The 18,174-nt window shown below is 70.4% G+C and carries 21 protein-coding genes; 9 read left to right on the top strand and 12 right to left on the bottom strand.

Going from position 1 to position 18,174, the window contains the following annotated elements; genetic code table 11:
* Window positions 1-85 precede the first annotated feature (85 nt).
* From OG622_RS44045 to OG622_RS44030, 4 genes are all read right to left on the bottom strand, one after another.
* Window positions 86-871 (bottom strand): electron transfer flavoprotein subunit beta, encoded by a 786-nt coding sequence (locus OG622_RS44045; RefSeq protein WP_371582576.1) that lies wholly within the window; start codon window positions 869-871, stop codon window positions 86-88.
* Between the two features lie 204 nt (window positions 872-1,075).
* Window positions 1,076-1,585 carry a flavin reductase family protein gene (locus OG622_RS44040; RefSeq protein WP_371584413.1) on the bottom strand — a complete coding sequence of 170 codons (510 nt, stop codon included), beginning with the start codon at window positions 1,583-1,585 and terminating at the stop codon, window positions 1,076-1,078.
* Window positions 1,586-1,665: 80 nt separating this feature from the next.
* Window positions 1,666-1,746, bottom strand: a complete 81-nt coding sequence (locus tag OG622_RS44035; protein WP_371584412.1) for a putative leader peptide — start codon at window positions 1,744-1,746, stop codon at window positions 1,666-1,668.
* 56 nt (window positions 1,747-1,802) lie between these two features.
* Window positions 1,803-2,216 carry a thioredoxin family protein gene (locus OG622_RS44030; RefSeq protein ID WP_371582574.1) on the bottom strand — a complete coding sequence of 138 codons (414 nt, stop codon included), beginning with the start codon at window positions 2,214-2,216 and terminating at the stop codon, window positions 1,803-1,805.
* Between the two features lie 75 nt (window positions 2,217-2,291).
* Between OG622_RS44030 and OG622_RS44025 the strand changes: the two genes are divergently transcribed.
* Together OG622_RS44025 and OG622_RS44020 are read left to right on the top strand one after the other, a co-directional pair.
* Window positions 2,292-2,708: a DUF4395 domain-containing protein gene (locus tag OG622_RS44025; protein ID WP_371582573.1), complete on the top strand. Its 417-nt coding sequence runs from the start codon at window positions 2,292-2,294 to the stop codon at window positions 2,706-2,708.
* A gap of 186 nt (window positions 2,709-2,894) precedes the next feature.
* Window positions 2,895-3,623, top strand: coding sequence for a lysophospholipid acyltransferase family protein (locus tag OG622_RS44020; protein WP_371582571.1), 729 nt, complete (start codon window positions 2,895-2,897; stop codon window positions 3,621-3,623).
* Window positions 3,624-3,764: 141 nt separating this feature from the next.
* On the opposite strand, the gene OG622_RS44015 is transcribed toward OG622_RS44020, so the two are convergent.
* The 4 genes from OG622_RS44015 to OG622_RS44000 form a co-directional block, all read right to left on the bottom strand.
* Window positions 3,765-4,358: a transglutaminase domain-containing protein gene (locus tag OG622_RS44015; RefSeq protein ID WP_371582570.1), complete on the bottom strand. Its 594-nt coding sequence runs from the start codon at window positions 4,356-4,358 to the stop codon at window positions 3,765-3,767.
* 113 nt (window positions 4,359-4,471) lie between these two features.
* On the bottom strand, window positions 4,472-5,542 hold the full coding sequence (locus OG622_RS44010; RefSeq protein ID WP_371582569.1) for a low specificity L-threonine aldolase: 1,071 nt from the start codon (window positions 5,540-5,542) through the stop codon (window positions 4,472-4,474).
* Window positions 5,539-6,291, bottom strand: coding sequence for an SDR family NAD(P)-dependent oxidoreductase (locus tag OG622_RS44005; RefSeq protein WP_371582567.1), 753 nt, complete (start codon window positions 6,289-6,291; stop codon window positions 5,539-5,541). The genes OG622_RS44010 and OG622_RS44005 overlap by 4 nt, the downstream gene beginning before the upstream one ends.
* 47 nt (window positions 6,292-6,338) lie before the next feature.
* On the bottom strand, window positions 6,339-7,736 hold the full coding sequence (locus tag OG622_RS44000; RefSeq protein WP_371582565.1) for a DUF6421 family protein: 1,398 nt from the start codon (window positions 7,734-7,736) through the stop codon (window positions 6,339-6,341).
* Window positions 7,737-8,151: 415 nt separating this feature from the next.
* On the opposite strand from OG622_RS44000, the gene OG622_RS43995 reads away from it, so the two are divergent.
* Entirely contained in the window at window positions 8,152-8,835 is a 684-nt protein-coding gene (locus OG622_RS43995; protein ID WP_371582563.1) for a glycerophosphodiester phosphodiesterase, read from the top strand.
* Between the two features lie 77 nt (window positions 8,836-8,912).
* On the opposite strand, the gene OG622_RS43990 is transcribed toward OG622_RS43995, so the two are convergent.
* Window positions 8,913-9,449, bottom strand: coding sequence for a GNAT family N-acetyltransferase (locus tag OG622_RS43990; protein WP_371582561.1), 537 nt, complete (start codon window positions 9,447-9,449; stop codon window positions 8,913-8,915).
* A gap of 144 nt (window positions 9,450-9,593) precedes the next feature.
* Between OG622_RS43990 and OG622_RS43985 the strand changes: the two genes are divergently transcribed.
* Both OG622_RS43985 and OG622_RS43980 read left to right on the top strand, forming a co-directional pair.
* Window positions 9,594-9,986 carry a VOC family protein gene (locus tag OG622_RS43985; RefSeq protein ID WP_371582560.1) on the top strand — a complete coding sequence of 131 codons (393 nt, stop codon included), beginning with the start codon at window positions 9,594-9,596 and terminating at the stop codon, window positions 9,984-9,986.
* Between the two features lie 79 nt (window positions 9,987-10,065).
* Window positions 10,066-10,830, top strand: a complete 765-nt coding sequence (locus OG622_RS43980; protein ID WP_371582558.1) for a VOC family protein — start codon at window positions 10,066-10,068, stop codon at window positions 10,828-10,830.
* 57 nt (window positions 10,831-10,887) lie between these two features.
* Here OG622_RS43980 and OG622_RS43975 read toward each other — a convergent pair whose 3' ends face one another.
* Together OG622_RS43975 and OG622_RS43970 are read right to left on the bottom strand one after the other, a co-directional pair.
* On the bottom strand, window positions 10,888-11,436 hold the full coding sequence (locus tag OG622_RS43975; RefSeq protein WP_371582556.1) for a MarR family winged helix-turn-helix transcriptional regulator: 549 nt from the start codon (window positions 11,434-11,436) through the stop codon (window positions 10,888-10,890).
* Window positions 11,433-13,073 carry an FUSC family protein gene (locus OG622_RS43970; RefSeq protein ID WP_371582555.1) on the bottom strand — a complete coding sequence of 547 codons (1,641 nt, stop codon included), beginning with the start codon at window positions 13,071-13,073 and terminating at the stop codon, window positions 11,433-11,435. Before OG622_RS43970 ends, OG622_RS43975 begins: the two co-directional genes overlap by 4 nt.
* A 195-nt stretch (window positions 13,074-13,268) precedes the next feature.
* Between OG622_RS43970 and OG622_RS43965 the strand changes: the two genes are divergently transcribed.
* From OG622_RS43965 to OG622_RS43955, 3 genes are all read left to right on the top strand, one after another.
* Complete coding sequence (locus OG622_RS43965; protein WP_371582554.1) at window positions 13,269-13,823, top strand: DUF5134 domain-containing protein; 555 nt, start codon at window positions 13,269-13,271, stop codon at window positions 13,821-13,823.
* 237 nt (window positions 13,824-14,060) lie between these two features.
* Complete coding sequence (locus OG622_RS43960; protein WP_371582552.1) at window positions 14,061-14,744, top strand: phosphatase PAP2 family protein; 684 nt, start codon at window positions 14,061-14,063, stop codon at window positions 14,742-14,744.
* 33 nt (window positions 14,745-14,777) lie between these two features.
* Window positions 14,778-15,476, top strand: coding sequence for an HAD family hydrolase (locus tag OG622_RS43955; RefSeq protein WP_371582551.1), 699 nt, complete (start codon window positions 14,778-14,780; stop codon window positions 15,474-15,476).
* 310 nt (window positions 15,477-15,786) lie between these two features.
* On the opposite strand, the gene OG622_RS43950 is transcribed toward OG622_RS43955, so the two are convergent.
* Window positions 15,787-17,298 (bottom strand): LVIVD repeat-containing protein, encoded by a 1,512-nt coding sequence (locus OG622_RS43950; RefSeq protein WP_371582550.1) that lies wholly within the window; start codon window positions 17,296-17,298, stop codon window positions 15,787-15,789.
* A gap of 194 nt (window positions 17,299-17,492) precedes the next feature.
* Between OG622_RS43950 and OG622_RS43945 the strand changes: the two genes are divergently transcribed.
* The gene (locus tag OG622_RS43945) at window positions 17,493-18,158 is read left to right on the top strand and encodes a DUF305 domain-containing protein (RefSeq protein WP_371582549.1); all 666 of its coding nucleotides are present in this window, start codon (window positions 17,493-17,495) and stop codon (window positions 18,156-18,158) included.
* Window positions 18,159-18,174 lie beyond the last annotated feature (16 nt).

Below are 18,174 nucleotides of genomic sequence, written 5' to 3'. Positions count from 1 at the left end.
AATGCTCCTGCGGATTGCGAAGTCTGAAGGGCGGTAAGGGAGTCGGGCCTCGGCCGGACCCACGGGCCGCGGCGGGCCGCTGGGCCTAGATGAACTTCTGGCCCGCGAGGAACTCGGCGAGCTGCTTGCCGCCCTCGCCCTCGTCCTTGACGATCGTGCCGGCGGTGCGCGCCGGGCGCTCGGTCGCGGAGGCGACAGCCGTCCAGGCACCCTCCAGACCGACCTCGTCCGCCTCGATGTCGAGATCGGACAGGTCCCACGCCTGAACCGGCTTCTTCTTCGCCGCCATGATGCCCTTGAAGGACGGGTAACGCGCCTCGCCCGACTGGTCGGTGACCGACACGACCGCGGGGAGGGAGGCCTCGAGCTGCTCGGAGGCGGCGTCGCCGTCACGGCGGCCCTTGACCGTGCCGTCCTCGACGGAGATCTCGGAGAGCAGCGTGACCTGCGGAACACCCAGACGCTCGGCCAGCAGCGCCGGCACGACACCCATCGTGCCGTCCGTGGACGCCATGCCGGAGATCACCAGGTCGTAGCCGGCCTTCTCGATCGCCTTCGCCAGCACCAGCGAGGTACCGATGGCGTCGGTGCCGTGCAGGTCGTCGTCCTCGACGTGGATTGCCTTGTCCGCGCCCATCGACAGCGCCTTGCGCAGCGCGTCCTTGGCGTCCTCCGGACCAACGGTCAGCACGGTGATCTCGGCGTCGTCGGCCTCGTCGGCGATCTGCAGCGCCTGCTCGACCGCGTACTCGTCCAGCTCGGAGAGCAGGCCGTCCACGTCGTCACGGTCGACGGTCAGGTCATCGGCGAAGTGCCGGTCGCCGGTGGCGTCGGGCACGTACTTCACAGTGACAACGATCCTCAAGCTCACGCCGGCTCTCCTACTGCATCGTCATTTCCGGGCTGCCTTCTTCCAGGCAGCATAGGCGCCTGAAGCGGCCGATCCCGATCGGGGCGACCTGCGCTCCGGTCGAGATATTACTCGTCAGTACGACACCTACGGTCCCGCATTCCGTGCCCGCTAAGCAAGCGCTTTGAACTGTGAGGTAGGCAACCCTGCGTAATCGGGCGGGAATCAGTCTCGCAGACCGTTGAAGCGGCCCTGGTGGTACAGCAGCGGCTGTCCGGCGCCCGAGGGGTCGCCCATGAGCACCTCGGCAAGAACGATCCGGTGGTCACCCGCCGGCACGCGCGCCACCACCCGGCAGACCAGCCAGGCGAGTACGTCGTCGAGGACGGGAACTCCCTCTGGCCCACTACGCCATCCGGTGGGAGCACCGAACCGGTCGGCGCCGCTGCGGGCGAAGGTGGCGGCCAGCTCCCGCTGGTGCTCCCCGAGTATGTGCACGCCCACATGGCGCGCCTCGGAGATCACCGGCCAGCTGGAGGCACCGGTGCCGATTCCGAACGAGAGGAGCGGGGGGTCGGCGGAGACCGAGGAGAGCGATGTGGCGGTGAAGCCGACCGGGCCGGCGGCGTTCTGCGCGGTGATCACGGCGACGCCGGCTGCATGCCGCCGGAAGACGGAGCGCAGGAGATCGGGAGAGGCGAGCTGGGGCGAGCGGAGGCCGGAGGTGGCCGTCATGGAGTTGTCCTTCGCTGGAGTCGGCATGGGGGCACCTCCCGCTCGAGTGAAGTCGAGAGTGGGGGAGGGTCCGTGGCTGCTCAGGAGCCGGGACAGCGCGAACTCGCCGTGCGGACCAGGTCCACGTGCAGGCGCTCGACCAGAAGGAGTTCTCGGGGCATACGGTCAGGCTGACGAGAGGTGAGGCGCACAGTCAAGTGCGTTCCGGTATGCGGCTTCACACGGCCTCACCGAGGGCGGCGATCACATCCGCCTTGCGCGGCAGTCCTGTTGCCCGTCGCACGATTCGGCCGTCGGCGTCGAGCACGAGCACGGTCGGCGTCTTGAGGATGTCGAGCCGCCGCACGAGGTCGAGGTGGTCCTCGGCGTCGATCTCCACATGGGCGACACCGGGAACCATGTGGGCCACCTCGACGAGCACTCTTCGGGTCGCCCGGCAGGGTGCGCAGAAGGCGCTGGAGAACTGGACGAGCGTGGCCCGTTCGCCGAGCCCTTCCCCCAACTCCGCCGCGCCGAGCCGCTTGTCGCCGTCCCGCCCGCGCACCCTGACTCTCCCGCTCCGCCGCTGATGCAGCACTCCGTAGACGCTCGCCATGGCGAGCACCAGTCCACACACCGCAAGTCCGGTCACAGCGTGCCTCAGCGTTCACGAGACCGCAAAGATTCCCGGCTGCCCAAGGAGATTGGCCTACGGAATACTTGACGCATGGACATTGATGTGAGGGGGCCCCGCTTCGGGGCGGCCGTGACGACCGTGGTGCTGGCGGTCGTGCTGGTCACCGGGAGCGGCTGGCTGCTGGGCTGGCAGACGTTCGCGTTCGCGCTGGGCGCGGCGGGCGGGGTCGGGCGTTCGCCGTACGGCTGGGTCTTCCGCACGCTGGTGCGGCCCCGGATCGGGCCGCCCACGGAGTTCGAGGCGCCGGAGCCGCCACGGTTCGCGCAGGTGGTCGGACTCGTCTTCGCCGCGGTGGGCCTGGCCGGTTTCACGGTGGGGCCCGAGTGGTTGGGGCTGACCGCGACCGGCGCGGCGCTCGCGGCGGCCTTCCTGAACGCGGTGTTCGGGTACTGCCTGGGGTGCGAAATGTACCTGCTCGTCCGGCGGGTGACCGTACGCACGCAGTAAAGGACGAGTGAACTTCCGATGGTCGACCACGTGTCCGACGTGATGAGAATCTCGCCGCCGGCCGGCGACAGGACTGGCTACTCGTGCGTTCTTGGGGCACGATCTGCGAGATGCCGTAAACCTACGGCTGCGTAACTTCCCGCCCGGGAGACCCCGTCCAGGCAGAGAGAAGGGTCCACTCCGCCCATGGCAGAGCTTGTCTACCGTCCCGCGATCGGTCTCGCCCGCACTCTGTTCAAGGCATGGGACCTGAAGATCGACTGCAAGGGGTCGGAGAACATCCCGCGCTCGGGCGGCGCCGTGCTGGTGAGCAATCACATCGGCTACCTGGACTTCATCTTCGACGGCCTGGCGGCGCTGCCGCAGAAGCGCCTGGTGCGCTTCATGGCCAAGGAGTCGGTGTTCCGGCACAAGATCTCCGGTCCGCTGATGCGGAACATGCGGCACATCCCGGTGGACCGCAAGCAGGGTGAAGAGGCCTACGCGCGCGCGCTGGACTCGCTGCGCTCCGGCGAGATCATCGGCGTCTTCCCCGAGGCCACCATCTCGCAGTCGTTCGCCCTGAAGAGCTTCAAGTCCGGCGCTGCCCGGCTGGCCCAGGAGGCGGGCGTCCCGCTGATCCCGATGGCCGTCTGGGGCACCCAGCGACTGTGGACCAAGGGGCACCCGCGCAACTTCAAGCGCAGCCACATCCCGATCACCATCCGGGTCGGCGAGACGATAGAGGCCTCCAAGGACAAGTACGCGGGCGCCATCACCCGTCAGCTCCGCGAGCGCGTCCAGGAACTGCTGGAGGCCGCCCAGCGCGCCTACCCCGTCCGCCCCAAGGGGCCGGACGACACCTGGTGGATGCCCGCCCACCTCGGTGGCACGGCTCCGACCCCGGAGCAGGTCCGCGAGGCCGAGACCCGCTGACCCGCTCGACCGGCGCGGGCTTCACGGATCTCCGTACGCCGACACCCCATGGGTTCCGGTAGGTGAGCGGGGAACCGATGAAGCCCGCCCCGTGGTCGCGCGCGACAGGAACGTCCCGGGAAGCGTTCGCCCGCGAGGGCTTCAGAGTTCCGTGGGGAGCGTTCGCCAGAGGTACGACCGGTCGGGGGCGGCCTTGAGCGCGTCGAGTACCGCCGGATGCGGCGCGGCGTGGAGGACGGGATAGTCCAGTTCGTCCGAGCCGGGGTCGGGTACCCAGGCCAGCCGCTCACCGTCCAGGGAGAACCGGGCGTTCACGCCCGGCTTGTTGCCGCGGGGGTCCTGGCGGTGCCAGTGCCCGTGGAAACGCACCGCGACCAGGCCGTGCACGGCGTGTCCGGCGCCGTCGTCGTGCGCCAGCCGCTGGTAGCAGAGCGCGGTGGGGATGTCCTCGGCACGCAGCAGCGCGGCCAGCGCGTGGGCCTTGGCGTAGCAGATACCGGTGCCCTGCTCCAGGACGTCGGAGGCGCGCCAGGTGACGCGCGGATCTCCCGAGTCGGCCGAGTGGGGAATGGTGTCGCGCACGAACTCGTATGCTGCCCGCGCATAGTCATACGAGTCGGTCGCGTCCTTGGCGAGCCGCGCGGCCGTCTCCCGTACGCGGGGGTGGTCATGGTCGATGGCCTCGTCGGCGGCCAGATACGCGGACAGGTCGGGGGTTTGCTGGATGAGCTCCATGCCCGCAGAGCATAGGAATACGATCACCCGAGAGTCAATATAATTTCGGATGACCGCATATCTATGCAGGCTCTAGGAGTCCCGTTCTGGACCGGTCTCGGGGCCGGGCCGGGTCAGCGAGCCATCTCCTCCTTGAGTGCCGCCACGAACCCGTCCACGTCCTCCTCCGTCGTGTCGAAGGAGCACATCCAGCGGACGTCGCCGGCCGTCTCGTCCCAGAAGTAGAAGCGGTAGCGCTTCTGGAGGCGTTCGCTCACGTCGTGCGGGAGACGGGCGAAGACGGCGTTGGCCTGCACGGGATGGAGGATCTCCACCCCGTGCACCGCGCGGACGCCCTCGGCGAGCCGCTGGGCCATCGCGTTGGAGTGGCGGGCGTTGCGCAGCCACAGGTCCTTCGCCAGCAGGGCCTCCAACTGCGCGGACACGAAGCGCATCTTGGAGGCGAGCTGCATGGACAGCTTGCGCAGGTGCTTCATGTGGCGGACGGCGTCCTGGTCGATGACGACCACCGCCTCGCCGAACATCGCCCCGTTCTTGGTGCCGCCCAGGGAGAGCAGGTCGACACCGGCCGCGTTGGTGAACGTACGCATCGGGACGTCCAGGGAGGCGGCGGCGTTGGCTATCCGCGAGCCGTCCAGGTGCACCTTCATACCGTGCGCGTGGGCGTGCTCACAGATCGCGCGGATCTCCTCGGGCGTGTAGAGCGTGCCGAGTTCGGTGCTCTGGGTGATCGAGACGACCTGCGGCATCGCGCGGTGCTCGTCGTCCCAGCCGTACGCCTGCCGGTCGATCAGCTCGGGTGTGAGCTTGCCGTCGGGTGTGGGCACCGTGAGCAGCTTCAGGCCTCCGACGCGCTCGGGCGCTCCGCACTCGTCGACGTGGATGTGCGCGCTCTCGGCGCAGATCACCGCGCCCCAGCGGTCGGTGACGGCCTGGAGCGCGACGACGTTGGCGCCGGTGCCGTTGAAGACCGGGAAGGCCTCGGCGGTGCCGCCGAAGTGGCTGCGGACGATCCGCTGGAGGTTCTCGGTGTACTCGTCCTCGCCGTACGCGACCTGGTGCCCGCCGTTGGCCAGGGCCAGGGCGGCCAGCACCTCGGGGTGGACCCCGGCGTAGTTGTCACTGGCGAAGCCGCGGATCTCCGGGTCGTGATGGCGTCGGGCGTCGGTCTTCGGAGGGTTCACGGCTTGTCGGTCAGCCACAGACGGTTCCCGTTCACTTCGGCGGCGGACTTCTCCCAGACACCGGCGATGGCCTCGGCCAGCTCCTTGACGTCGGTGAAGCCCGCGAACTTCGCGTTGGGTCGGTCGGCGCGCATCGCGTCGTGCACCAACGCCTTCACCACCAGGATGGCAGCCGCGGAGGTCGGCCCGTCCGGCCCGCCCGCCTTGCGGAAGTAGTCGGCCGTGGCCAGCGTCCACGCCTCGGCGGCGGCCTTGGCGGCGGCGTAGGCGGCGTTGCCCGCGGTGGGCCTGCTGGCGCCGGCCGCACTGATCAGGACGTACCGGCCGCGCTCACTGCGCTGCAGGGCCTCGTGGAAGGCGAGGGAGGTGTGCTGCACGGTGCGGATGAGCAGCATCTCCAGGAAGTCCCAGTCGTCGAGGCTGGTCCTGGTGAAGGTCTCGCTGCCGCGCCAGCCGCCGACGAGGTGGACGAGGCCGTCGACCCGCCCGAAGTCCTTCTCGATGCGGGTGGCCCAGTCACGGGTGGACTGGAGGTCGAGGAGGTCGACCGTGTCGCCGACGACCGTGGCGCCGCCGTGCGCGTAGCGGGCCGCGTCGACGGCCTCGGAGAGCCGCTCGGGGTCGTTGTCGGAGCCGACGACGATCGCTCCCGCGTCGGCCAGCCGCAGCAGGGCCGCCCGGCCGGCGGGTCCGCCCGCTCCGGCCACCGCGATCACCGCGCCACCCAGTGCACCGTTGCCGTTCTGCATGGTCCTCGCCTCCTGAGCAGCGTCTGTGACGTCCGCGAATCCGGCGCTCACGCGGCGACCCGCTCGGCGTTCGCCGCGGTGATGCCCTTGGTGGAGGCGATCACGGTCTTCAGCTTCTTGGCGAGCGCCTCATAGAACATGCTGAGCGGAAACTCGTCCGGAAGCACGTCGTCGACGAGTTTCCGCGGCGGCTGCGTCAGATCCAGGGCGTCCGGGCCCTTGGCCCAGCGGGATCCGGGGTGCGGGGCGAGGTAGTCGGCGACCAGCTGGTATCCGGCGAACCAGTGGACCAGTTTCGGGCGGTCGATGCCGTCCCGGTAGAGCTGCTCGATGTCGGCACAGAGCTGGTTGGTGACCTGCGGGGCGCGCTGCCAGTCGATGTGCAGCTTGTTGTCGGTCCAGCGGACGACGTCGTGCCTGTGCAGGTAGGCGAAGAGGAGCTGGCCGCCGAGGCCGTCGTAGTTGCGGACCCGCTCGCCGGTGACCGGGAAACGGAACATGCGGTCGAAGAGGACCGCGTACTGCACGTCACGGGCCTGCGGGACGCCGTCGGCCTCCAGCTTGACGGCCTCCTTGAAGGCGGTGAGGTCGCAGCGCAGCTCTTCCAGGCCGTACATCCAGAACGGCTGGCGCTGCTTGATCATGAAGGGGTCGAAGGGCAGGTCGCCGTGGCTGTGGGTGCGGTCGTGGACCATGTCCCACAGGACGAAGGCCTCCTCGCAGCGCTTCTGGTCGTGGACCATCGCCGCGACGTCCTCGGGCAGTTCGAGGCCGAGGATGTCGACGGCGGCCTCGGTGACACGGCGGAACCGGGCGGCCTCGCGGTCGCAGAAGATGCCACCCCAGGAGAAGCGGGCCGGGGCCTCGCGCACGGCGATGGTCTCCGGGAAGAGAACGGCCGAGTTGGTGTCGTAACCGGCGGTGAAGTCCTCGAAGGTGATGCCGCAGAACAGCGGGTTGTCGTAGCGGGTGCGCTCCAGCTCGGCCAGCCACTCCGGCCAGACCATGCGCAGCACGACCGCTTCGAGGTTGCGGTCGGGGTTGCCGTTCTGCGTGTACATCGGGAACACGACCAGGTGCTGGAGGCCGTCCGCGCGGCTCGCGGCCGGCTGGAAGGCCAGGAGCGAGTCGAGGAAGTCGGGCACCTCGAAACCGTCGTCGGCCCAGCGCCGCAGGTCCTCGACGAGCGCCTCGTGGTAGGCGGCGTCGTGCGGCAGCAGCGGGGACAGCTCCTCCACCGCCCCGACGACGCCCTGTACGGCCAGTTCGGCGTCGGCCGGATCGGGGGCGTGCTCGGCGTCGAAGTCGATCGAGCCGTCCTTGGACTGCCATGGCCGGATCCGCTCCACGGCATCCTTGAGCACGGGCCAGGCCGGGTGCTCCACCACCCTGATGGCCGAAGGAACGACGCCCTCCGCGCCCATCTGCACAAGAATTTCCGTCATGACCCATCCTCCACGGGATAACCTTTCGTAAGGACACCGTACGTAGCGAGAGTTCCCCACCGCAAGACCGATCTTGAGCGATCCAGCCGGAAATCTTCCCGCCACCCCCTCCACCTAACCGCTGAATCTCCTGTCACACGCGGCATGGATCACAGTTCATGCGCCTCGCTCCGCGCGGAGAGGTCTCCGGGGTCAACGCGCGCCCAACTCGCCCACTCACGGATGACCTGATCGCTTCGGGGCAGGTGCGGAAACGGTCCTGTTCTCCGACGTGACACGGCGTGACACGACCCGAAAGGGCGCGTGCACATACGGATGCATCGCACGGCGGGAGGACTACGCTGCGCCCCAGCCGCGTGCCGCCCCTCCCCCGGTCACGCGGGCCCGAGCCGCCGTCGACGGAAGCGAGTCAACCTTGAACTTCCTCACCATCGGTCACCGCGGAGTCATGGGTGTCGAACCCGAGAACACCCTCCGTTCCTTCGTAGCCGCCGATCGCGCGGGCCTCGACGTCATCGAACTCGATCTGCATCTGAGCAAGGACGGCGCGCTCGTCGTCATGCACGACGCGGACGTGGACCGGACGACGGACGGCACGGGCTCGATCGCCGACAAGACCCTCGCCGAACTGCGTGCCCTGGACGCGGGCCGCGGCGAGCGCGTCCCCACCTTCGAGGAGGTCCTGGACGCGGTACGGGCACCGCTCCAGGCCGAGATCAAGAACACGGCGGCGGCCCGCGCCCTCGCCGAGGTCATGCACCGGCGGGACCTGGTGGGGCGGGTCGAGGTGCTGTCCTTCCACGACGAGGCGGTCGCCGAGATCGCCGGGCTCGTGCCCGGCGTACGCACCGCGCTCGTCGCCAGCCGCTACGGCCCCGACGTCGTGGACCGGGCGGTGGCGGTGGGCGCCGCCACCCTCGTGCTGAACATCCGGCGGCTGACGCTGGAGGTCGTCGAGAAGGCCCGCAAGGCGAACCTGCGGATCATCGGCTGGGTGGTCAACACCCAGGACCACCTGCGCCTGGTCCGCGCGCTCCAGCTGGACGGCGCGACGACCGACTACCCGGACATCAAACGCACGGGCCGCTTCACGGCGTAGGCCGCGGGCTCAGGCCCCTGGTTCCGGTCGGGCTCAGGCTCCGGACTGCCGGGCTCAGGCTCCGGTCTGCTCAGGCCTCAGAAGATTTCCTTGACCAGCAGCTCGAACCGCAGGTCGTCGCGCTGCGGAATGCCGAAGCGCTCGTCGCCGTACGGGAACGGGGTCATCCGTCCCGTACGGCAGTAGCCGCGCCGCTCGTACCAGGCGATGAGGTCGTTCCGTACGGAGATCACGGTCATGTGCATCTCCTTGGCGCCCCAGGTCTCGCGCACGATCCGCTCGGCCTCGGCGATGATCACCTTGCCGAGACCGCCGCCCTGGAGGGCCGGGCTCACCGCGAACATCCCGAAGTAAGCGTGGTCACCGCGGTGTTCGAGCTGGCAGCAGGCGACGACCGCGCCGTCCCGCTCGACGGTGAGCAGCCGGCTGTCGGGCGACTTGATGACCTTCAGGACGCCCTCGGGGTCGGTCCGCTGCCCTTCGAGGATGTCCGCCTCCGTGGTCCACCCGGCCCGGCTGGAGTCCCCGCGGTACGCCGACTCGATCAGCGCGACGAGGGCGTCCACATCGCCGTCGGTGGCGTCACGGAAGGTCAGGCCGGTGGCGGTGTCCATGGGTGCACTCCTGGCGAGTCATGCTGCGGCGCGAACACGCAAGAGGGTAGCCGCACCCCCGCCCCGAAAGGGGCGCGGGGAACCGTGCGGGAATTCCCCTCGCCCACACCCGGGAACACGGCCCCGGCGCCCTACGCTCGGCTGATGATCCACGTACTCAGCAGCCGCGTCCTCCTCCGCCCCACCGACCCCGAGCGTTCCCGCGTCTTCTACGGCGAGCGGCTGGGGCTCCCCGTGTACCGGGAGTTCGGTACGGGTGACCACCGGGGCGTCGTGTACTTCCTCGGCGGCGGTTTCCTGGAGGTCGCGGGCCGCTCGGAGACCCCGCCGTCACCCGCGCTGAAGCTGTGGCTGCAGGTGGCGGACGTGACGGCGGCGCACGAGGAGCTGCTGGCGGCCGGGGTGGAGGTGCGACGGCCGCCGGTGAAGGAGCCGTGGGGACTGATCGAGATGGGGATCGCCGACCCGGACGGCACGGAGATCGTGGTGGTGGAGATCCCGGCGGACCATCCGCTGCGGTACCGGCCGGGTATCTGACGCGTCGCATCCCGGTGGCCGGGGCCGGGGCTCGGGCATAGCGTGCTGGAAGGGGGTTTTCGTCCCCGGAGGGAACGTCATGAAGCTCGACGCGCCGGTGACCGGTGGGCCCTGCTGGACCGAGCTGGGGACCAGCGACCTGGAGGCGGCCAAGCGGTTCTACACCGAGCTGTTCGGCTGGCGTACGGAGACCGATCCGCGCCAGGAGGCCGGCGGCTACAGCATCGCGCACCTCGGTGACGCGGCGGTCGCCGCCCTCGCACCGCTCTACCAGGAGTCGCAGCCGGTGGCCTGGAACGTGTCGTTCGCGGTGAGCGACGCGGACGCGTCGGCGGGGGCGGTATGGGCGGCCGGCGGAACCGTCGTGATGGAGCCGGTGGACGTCTTCGACATCGGGCGGTTCGCGGTGGCGTTCGACCCGGGTGGCGCGGCCTTCCAGCTGTGGCAGGCGCGGTCCTTCCCCGGTGCCGGGCTGTTCAACGCGCCCGGCGCGCTCGGCTGGGTCGAGCTGCTGACCCGCGTGCCGGAACAGGCGAAGGCCTTCTACACGGCGGTGTTCGGCTGGAGCGTGAGCGCCGGCGGGCAGTACACGCAGTGGGGCATCGACGGCGCCGACTTCGGCGGCATGATCACGATGGACGACAAGTTCCCGCACGAAGTGCCTTCGCACTGGCTGCCGTACTTCGCCGTCGAGGACGTCGACGACACGGCCCGCGTCGCCGCCGGGGCGGGCGGCACCCTCCTCATGGAGCCCACCACGGTGCCGGAGGGACCCCGCATCGCGGTGCTGCGGGACCCCCAAGGGGCCGTGTTCGGCGTGTACTTGGCGGGCGCGGAGGGCTGACACCGGCCCGGCGGGCACACCTGCGCGTCCCATGTGGACAGCGCGCCGCTACGGCCGCTAGGCGCGCGGCAGGCCGAGGCGGCCCTCCAGCTGGATCAGCAACTCGCCCAGCAGTACGGCGAGGTCGCGGCGGTCGTCGGTGTCGACACCGGAGAGTACGGCCTCCTCGTAGGCCAGTTGCTCCGGCATGACGCTGTCCACGAGGTCGCGGCCGGCGTCGGTGAGGCGGACGTGGGCGACGCGGCGGTCACGGTCGTCTCCGCGTCGCTCGACCAGTTCGCGCTCGGTGAGCAGCTTGAGGCGTTTGGTGACGGCGGCGCCGGAGGCGAAGGTCTCGCGGGCGATCTCACTGGGCGTCAGTTCATGACCGGTGCGGCGCAGGGTGCCGAGGACGTCGAACTCGGGGCGGGTGAGACCGGCGCGCCGCAGTGGCGCGTCCTCGGCCTGTTGGAGGAGGGCGGCGCAGCGGTTGACGCGGCCGATGATCTCCATCGGCGCCGTGTCGAGACCGGGGTGGACCGTCTGCCACTGGCGCACCACCTTGGCGACCGTGTCCCCGAGTACCGCGCCGCTCCCCGCCGCCGTCCGCCCGCTGCCTGCCGTCATGCCCGTGCGCCCTCCGATGCCTGGAACCGGTGCTGTCGTACCGTCGCCGCGAGCGTACGGTGTCCGGCCTGCTCGGCGTGCGTCACCCGCTCCGACGGCCAGGCGCGTTGCCACCATTCGCCACTCGCGGCGTCGGTGACGGCGCGCAGGTCGACGAGGGCGGTGGCGAGGGCGCGGCGGGCGGCGGTCAGTGCGCCGGGCGTGGCGTTGGGGTCGGCGGCCGTGCGGACGGTGTGCGCGCGGGCGCGCTCCACGGTGGTGAGGGCGTGGGCGACGCGGTCTCCGGCACGCCGGTTGGTGACGGCGACCGCCGCGAGGAAGCCGACCAGGGCGCCGACGACGGTGTCCAGCAGACGGTCGGTGATCAGCTCGCCGGGGTTTCCGTAGCGGACGAACTCGGTGACGAGCAGGGCCATCGGGGTCACGCAGATGGTGCCGAGCCAGTAGTTGCGGCTGATCAGGGCCTCGGCACCGAAGCCGAGGGCGAGGCAGCACAGGACGAGTGCCGTCGGGCCGAGGTGGGCGAGCGGGACCAGGGCGGCGAAGGCCAGCACTCCGGCGAGGTTGCCGACGACGCGCTGGACTCCCCGGCTCCAGGTGAGGGTGAGGTTCGCCTGGTAGAGCGAGGCGGCGGTGACGAGGGCCCAGTAGGGGCGGCCGACACCGATCGCGAGGGAGGCGTACCCGGCGAGGGCGCAGCCGACCGCGGTGCGTACGACGATGGGGGTGAGTGGGCCGAGCCTGCTCCACAACGGGGCCCTACCGCCCGCGGGTTCGCCCTCCACACCGGGCATCGCGTCGGCGGCCTCCGCGGGGGCGGCGGCTCGTGGGAGAGGGCGGGCACCGCGCAGTTCCCGTGCCTGGGCGCGCAGTCGGCCGGCGTCGGCGTCCGCGGGCGCGGTGAGGGCGACGTCGGCGCGGACCAGAAGCGCTTCGAGGGCGCGCCGGGGCTCGGTGCGGGCGCCGGCGGCGAGCAGTGTCTGCCAGGCGGTGTGCACGGCGGTCGCGGCGGCCGTGCGGGACCCCGGTCGCTCCGGGCGGGCCGCCTCGATGTGGGCGGCCACCGCGTTCAGGGCCTGGGCCGTGGCGCGGCGCTCCGGCCCGTGCGGGCGCGGCAGGCCGGGGGCCATGCACACGAGCCAGGCCCAGGTGCCCGCGACGGCGGCCGCGGCGAGGTGACCGGGGACCTGGGCGAGGGTCTGGGGCAGGAAGAGGGCCGCCGAGGTGACGAAGGTAAAGATGACGTTGGCGGGCGGCCCGATCCGGCTCACGTCGCAGAGCGCCTTCTGCGCGGCGGCCAGGAGCGCGCCCACGGTGACCAGCGCCACCGCGTTCGTGGTGAGCGAGGCGGCGACCAGAGCGACCGCGAGTCCGGCGACCATGCCGAGCACGACCAGGGCGAGGGTGCGGGCGCGGGCGGTGTACGGGCGGTGGTGGGCGTAGAGCGCGCACAGGGACCCTGCCATCGTGTACATCGCCAGGTCGAGGCGGTCGAGGGCCAGCAGCGTCAGGTTGGGCGGTGCGGCCGCGACGACCACGCTGAACGCGGGCTTGAACCAGATCTCGGAGGGCCGGTGCACACGGAGGACACCGGAGAGCGGAAGCCGGCGGGCACGGGGAGGTCTGACGCTGCGCATGCCATGACTTTAGCTGGTGTTTTACTCGTGAAATACATTATGCGCTGTGGCGCTCGTCTCCGAGCCGCACCCCCGCGCGCTCCCCCGCGTACACCCTTGCGCTCGTATGCGCGCCATCGGGCCGGGGCATGCCCTGACCGACTGTCCGACCTCGCTCTCAGCGCTGACCGACGTCGTCGAACGGGGAGGTGCGCAGTGCACGGACCGGTTTCGCCCGGCTGGCTGCTGGTCGCGTTGTGCGCGATGACCGGGGGCTACTGCCTGCTGCGGATGCGCAGTGCCGTCGAGGAGCAGCGCCTGGCCGCCGGCGGCGAGGCGCTGATGGGGTTCGGCATGGCCGCGATGGCCGTGCCCGCCGCGGCCGTGGCGCCGCCGCGCTGGGCGTGGTTCACCTACGCGGTGGTGTTCGGCGCGGCGGCGGCGCGTGCGCTGTGGTCGGCCCGCACGAGCGCGCACCATCTGCACCATCTGGTCGGTGCGCTGGCGATGGTGTACATGGCCGCGGTGATGGTCGCCTCGCCGGGCGGTGGCCACGGCGGCGCGGGCCTGCCCCTGGTGACCGGGGTGCTGCTGGTGTACTTCGCCGGCTACGTGCTGTGGGCGGGCGCCCGGCTCATGCCCGTACCGGCCTCGGTGGGCGCGCGGGTTCCGCCCGGGCGGGCGCCCGGCTGGGGCGACCGGCCGGAGTTGGCGCGGGCCTGCCGACTGTCCATGGGGATCGGGATGTTCGCCATGCTGCTGACGGTCTGAGCGGTACGCGCGGCAAGTGTCGCCGGGGGCGCGGGCCCGTGCGGCGGCGGGACCGTCGGTCGGGGCTTTCGTCCCGGCTTTGCGGGCACTCGGCAGGTCGTGACATGGCAAAGAGGGAACAAAGGGCAGCCCAAGAACAACGTGCGACGCGACGGCTTTGCTCCGGTCGCCGCGCGTGACAGTGATCTCACGCCCCGGCGTTGGCCTGAGGCCCCGGGAATCGGCCAGGATCGCTGTATGCACACCCCCACCGTCGAGGCGCCGCCCCACCGGCCGTCGGCCCCCCGCACCGTCCGCGCCGTCGCGGCCTTCGCGGCGCCCTCCGTCCTGCTGCTCGTCCTGGTCGCGCTCGCCTGGGGACCGCTCATGTCACTGGACGAGAGCGTCGCGAACACCACCCACAGATGGGCCGTCGACGAACCGGGCATCACCCACGCGTTCCGCATCCTGACGGACTGGGTCTGGGACCCGGTGACGATGCGTCTGCTGGCCGCCGGCGCCGTGGTCTGGCTGGTGTGGCGCCACCGGGAATGGTGGCTCGCCCTGTGGCTGGCGGTCACCTGCGCGGTGGGTACGGCGTTGCAGCAGGCCCTGAAGGCGGCTGTCGGCCGGGAGCGGCCCGCGTGGCCCGACCCTGTCGACTCCGCCCACTACGCGGCGTACCCGTCGGGCCACGCCATGACGGCCACGGTCGTCCTCGGTCTGCTGGTGTGGCTCCTGCACCGGTACGGTGCCGGCCGCGTCGTCCTGCGGACGGCCCTGGCGGTGGCCGCCGTCTCCGTCGTGGGCGTCGGACTGACCCGGATCTGGCTGGGCGTGCACTGGGCGTCGGACGTGCTGGCCGGCTGGCTGCTGGGCGGCCTGACGATCGCGCTGGCGGTGCTGACGTACGACAAGTGGCAGGCGTCGAGGCGTACTTGACCGAATCGGCGGCGGGCACGAAGGATCGACGGCATGACTGTCGAAGGAGTGCTGTTCGACTTCTCCGGAACCCTCTTCCGCGTGGAGTCCACCGAGTCCTGGCTCCGTGCGGCCCTGACGGACACCGGTCTGACCCTGCCCGAGCCGGAGTTGGTCAGGGCGGCCGAGGCACTGGACCGGGCGGGCGCGCTGCCGGGCGGGGCGTTCCCGGCGCAGCCGCCGACAGGCCGGCCGGGTGAGCTGTGGGCGGTGCGGGACCGGAGCGCCGAGCAGCACCGTGCCGCCTACACGGCTCTCTCCCGCCGGGTGGCTCTCCCCGCCCCCGCGCTCCACGACGCGCTGTACGACCGCCATATGAAGCCGTCGGCGTGGTGCCCCTACCCGGACGCCGCCGAGGTCCTCGCCGCCCTGCGGGAACGTGGGGTGGCCGTCGGGGTGGTGAGCAACATCGGCTGGGATCTGCGGCCGGTGTTCCGCGCGCACGGCCTCGACCCGTACGTCGGCGTGTACATGCTGTCCTACGAGCACGGCATCCAGAAGCCGGACCCGCGGCTGTTCGCCCGCGCGTGCGAGGCGCTCGGTGTCGACGCGCGAAAAACCCTGATGGTGGGCGACGACCGGCGGGCCGACGGCGGTGCGGCGGCGCTGGGGTGCGGGGTGCACTTCGTCGACCATCTGCCCGCCGCCGAGCGGCCGGACGGGCTGCGGCCGGTGCTGGATCTGGTGGACTGAGGTGCCGCGGGCCGCTGCCCCGTGAGCCTGGCCGGGTGTCCGGGTCCCGGTCACCGAACGATTGTTCGCCACCGCCGGACGTCCGTCCCGGACCGTCCCCCGTGCGGCCCGGGACGAACGACGGCCGGACGGGAGCACGTAGGGTCGCCGCCCGGAAGCGTTGAGTATAGTTCGCCGACGGCGAGCCGACGCGGGAGTTGCCGGATGTCCTCGCCCTGCGTCCCGGTCGGTGAAGAGTCCGCAGGCCCGGTGTCCCGCCGGGCCCGAGGGGCCCGGCGGGACGGGTGAGCGAGATCCGTCGCTTGCTCTTCTAGCGGTCGATGTCGAAGTAGTCCGGCTGCGACTGCACGTTGAGCTCGCTCAGGTGGACGGCCTGGGCCGGGTTCGTCCGCGCGTCGTCGAGCTTCAACACGTCGAAGCCCTTCACCAGGTCGTTCGAGTAGATGTAACCGTTGTAGTAGTACGCGGACCAGGAACCGCCGCCCACGAGGGTGCTGGTGGAGATCGGACCGCGCTCGAAGTAGGCGATCTCCTCGGGCTTGGCGGAGTCGGTGAAGTCCCAGACGGAGACACCGCCCTGGTACCAGGCCTGGACCATGATGTCCTTGCCCTTGACCGGGATCAGCGAGCCGTTGTGGGCGACGCAGTTCTCGGTGTCCGCCTGGTGGCGGGGGATCTTGAAGTAGCTCTTGAAGACGAGCTTGCGCTTGTCCCCCTTGCCGACGATCTCGTAGATGCCGTCGGCACCGCGGTTCGGCCCGATCGCCGCGTTGCAGGTGGCCGCGCCGCCGCCGCCCAACTCGTCGGTGAAGACGACCTTGTCGGCCTCCTGGTTGAAGGTGGCCGAGTGCCAGAACGCGAAGTTCACGTTGTCCTGGACCCGGTCGATGACCTTCGGCTTCTTCGGGTTCTTGATGGAGAACAGGATGCCGTCACCCATGCACGCGCCGGCGGCCAGATCCTTCGACGGCAGCACCGTGATGTCGTGGCAGCCAGTGGTCTTGGAGACACCGGGGTTCGTCGGCGAACCCGGGTTGCCGCCGCCGTCGGTGCCCTCACCGGGGAAGAGGACCGGGAAGCCCACGACCTTCGCCCTCTCCGGGTGCTTGCGGGACACCTTGATGACCGAGATGCCGTCGTGCGGAGGCTGACAGTCGGGGAACGCGGCGCTCGGCGAGTACGAGGAGACGTAGACGTAGACGTTCTTGCCGTCGGGCACCAGCGTGTGGGTGTGCGAGCCGCAGGACGTCTCGACGGCGGCGACGTACTTCGGGTGCGCCTTGTCGCTGATGTCGAAGATCTTCATGCCCTCCCACGACGACTTCTCGGTCGCGGGCTGCGTGGTGCTGTTGCAGGAGTTGTCGCTGCGCGAGGAGTCGGTGGACAGGAACAGCAGGTCGCCGGAGACGGAGATGTCGTTCTGCGAGCCGGGGCAGAGCACCTGGGCCACGGTTTTCGGCGCCTTCGGATCGCTGAGGTCGAAGACCCGGAATCCGTCGTAGTTGCCGGCGTAGGCGTACTTGCCCTGGAAGGCGAGGTCCGAGTTGGTGCCCGGCAACGCCTCCTTGGGGATGTTGGCCAGGTGCTGGATGTTGGCGGAGTGGACGATCTCGTCCTGGCCGGGTATCTCGCCGGCGGCTATCGCCGCCCGCGCCTCGGCGGCATCGCTCTTGGAGACCTTCTCCCGCACGGCGGGCGAGTCGCCGGGGTCGGGGGTCGCGGCCGCCGGTCCGGCGGTGAGTAACGCGGCCAGCAGGCCGGCCGCAGTCGCGGCGACCCCCAGACGTCTGCGCCGCGTCCGAAGGTTGTTCAACAGGGTCACTGTGTCCTCCCGTGTGGCCGTTCGCGGTCGAACGGTTCAGGCTCCTCCGAAGTATCGTCTTCATCATGCACAGATCAACAGGCGGCAATGTACTTGTAACGAACAAATTTGATCACCGATCAGTGAAAGCGTGTTAGGAAAGTCTGTCAACACTCATGAGGTGTACGCCCGTTGCCGTGTCCCAGGAGGTCCCTGTGCTCGTTCGCCGCACATCCCGCGCGCCGCTGGTCACGGCCACACTGACGGCCGTCGTACTGGTACTCGCGGGCTGCGACTCGGGGTCGGACGCGGACCCCGACGGCGGTTCCGCCAAGTCGGGCGGACCGGCGGTGATCGCCCCCGGAAAACCCGGTGAGGCGGCTCAAACCCTCTCGCCGGAAGAAGTCGAGAAGCGGCGAGCGGAAGACGACTCTCCGAATTCGGCTGACCACGACTACGTGCGCATGATGATCGTGCACCACACCCAGGCCCTGGAGATGACCGAACTCGCCCCCGACCACGCGAAGTCGACCCAGGTGAAGCGGATCGCCGAGCGCATCTCGGCCGCCCAGAAGCCCGAGATCGAGGCCATGGAGGGCTGGCTGAAGGTCAACGACGGTGACGGGCGGGACACTTCGCACGACCACGAGTCGATGCCCGGCATGGCGACCGAGGCGCAGCTGAAGGAACTCGGCTCGCTCGACGGGAAGAAGTTCGACCAGCTCTTCCTGAAGCTGATGATCACCCATCACGAGGGGGCGATCACCATGGCCACGGATGTGAAGGCGCAGGGCAACAACATCCTGGTCGAGGAGATGGCCGACGACGTGATCGCCCAGCAGGCGACGGAGATCAGCCGGATGCGCGACCTGACGCGGTGACCGGGGCGGCCGGCCC

This window comes from Streptomyces sp. NBC_01314 (genome assembly GCF_041435215.1).
Lineage (GTDB): Bacteria > Actinomycetota > Actinomycetes > Streptomycetales > Streptomycetaceae > Streptomyces.
The sequence above is the reverse complement of the archived record's forward strand: the minus strand, read 5'-3'. Positions and strand labels throughout refer to the sequence as shown.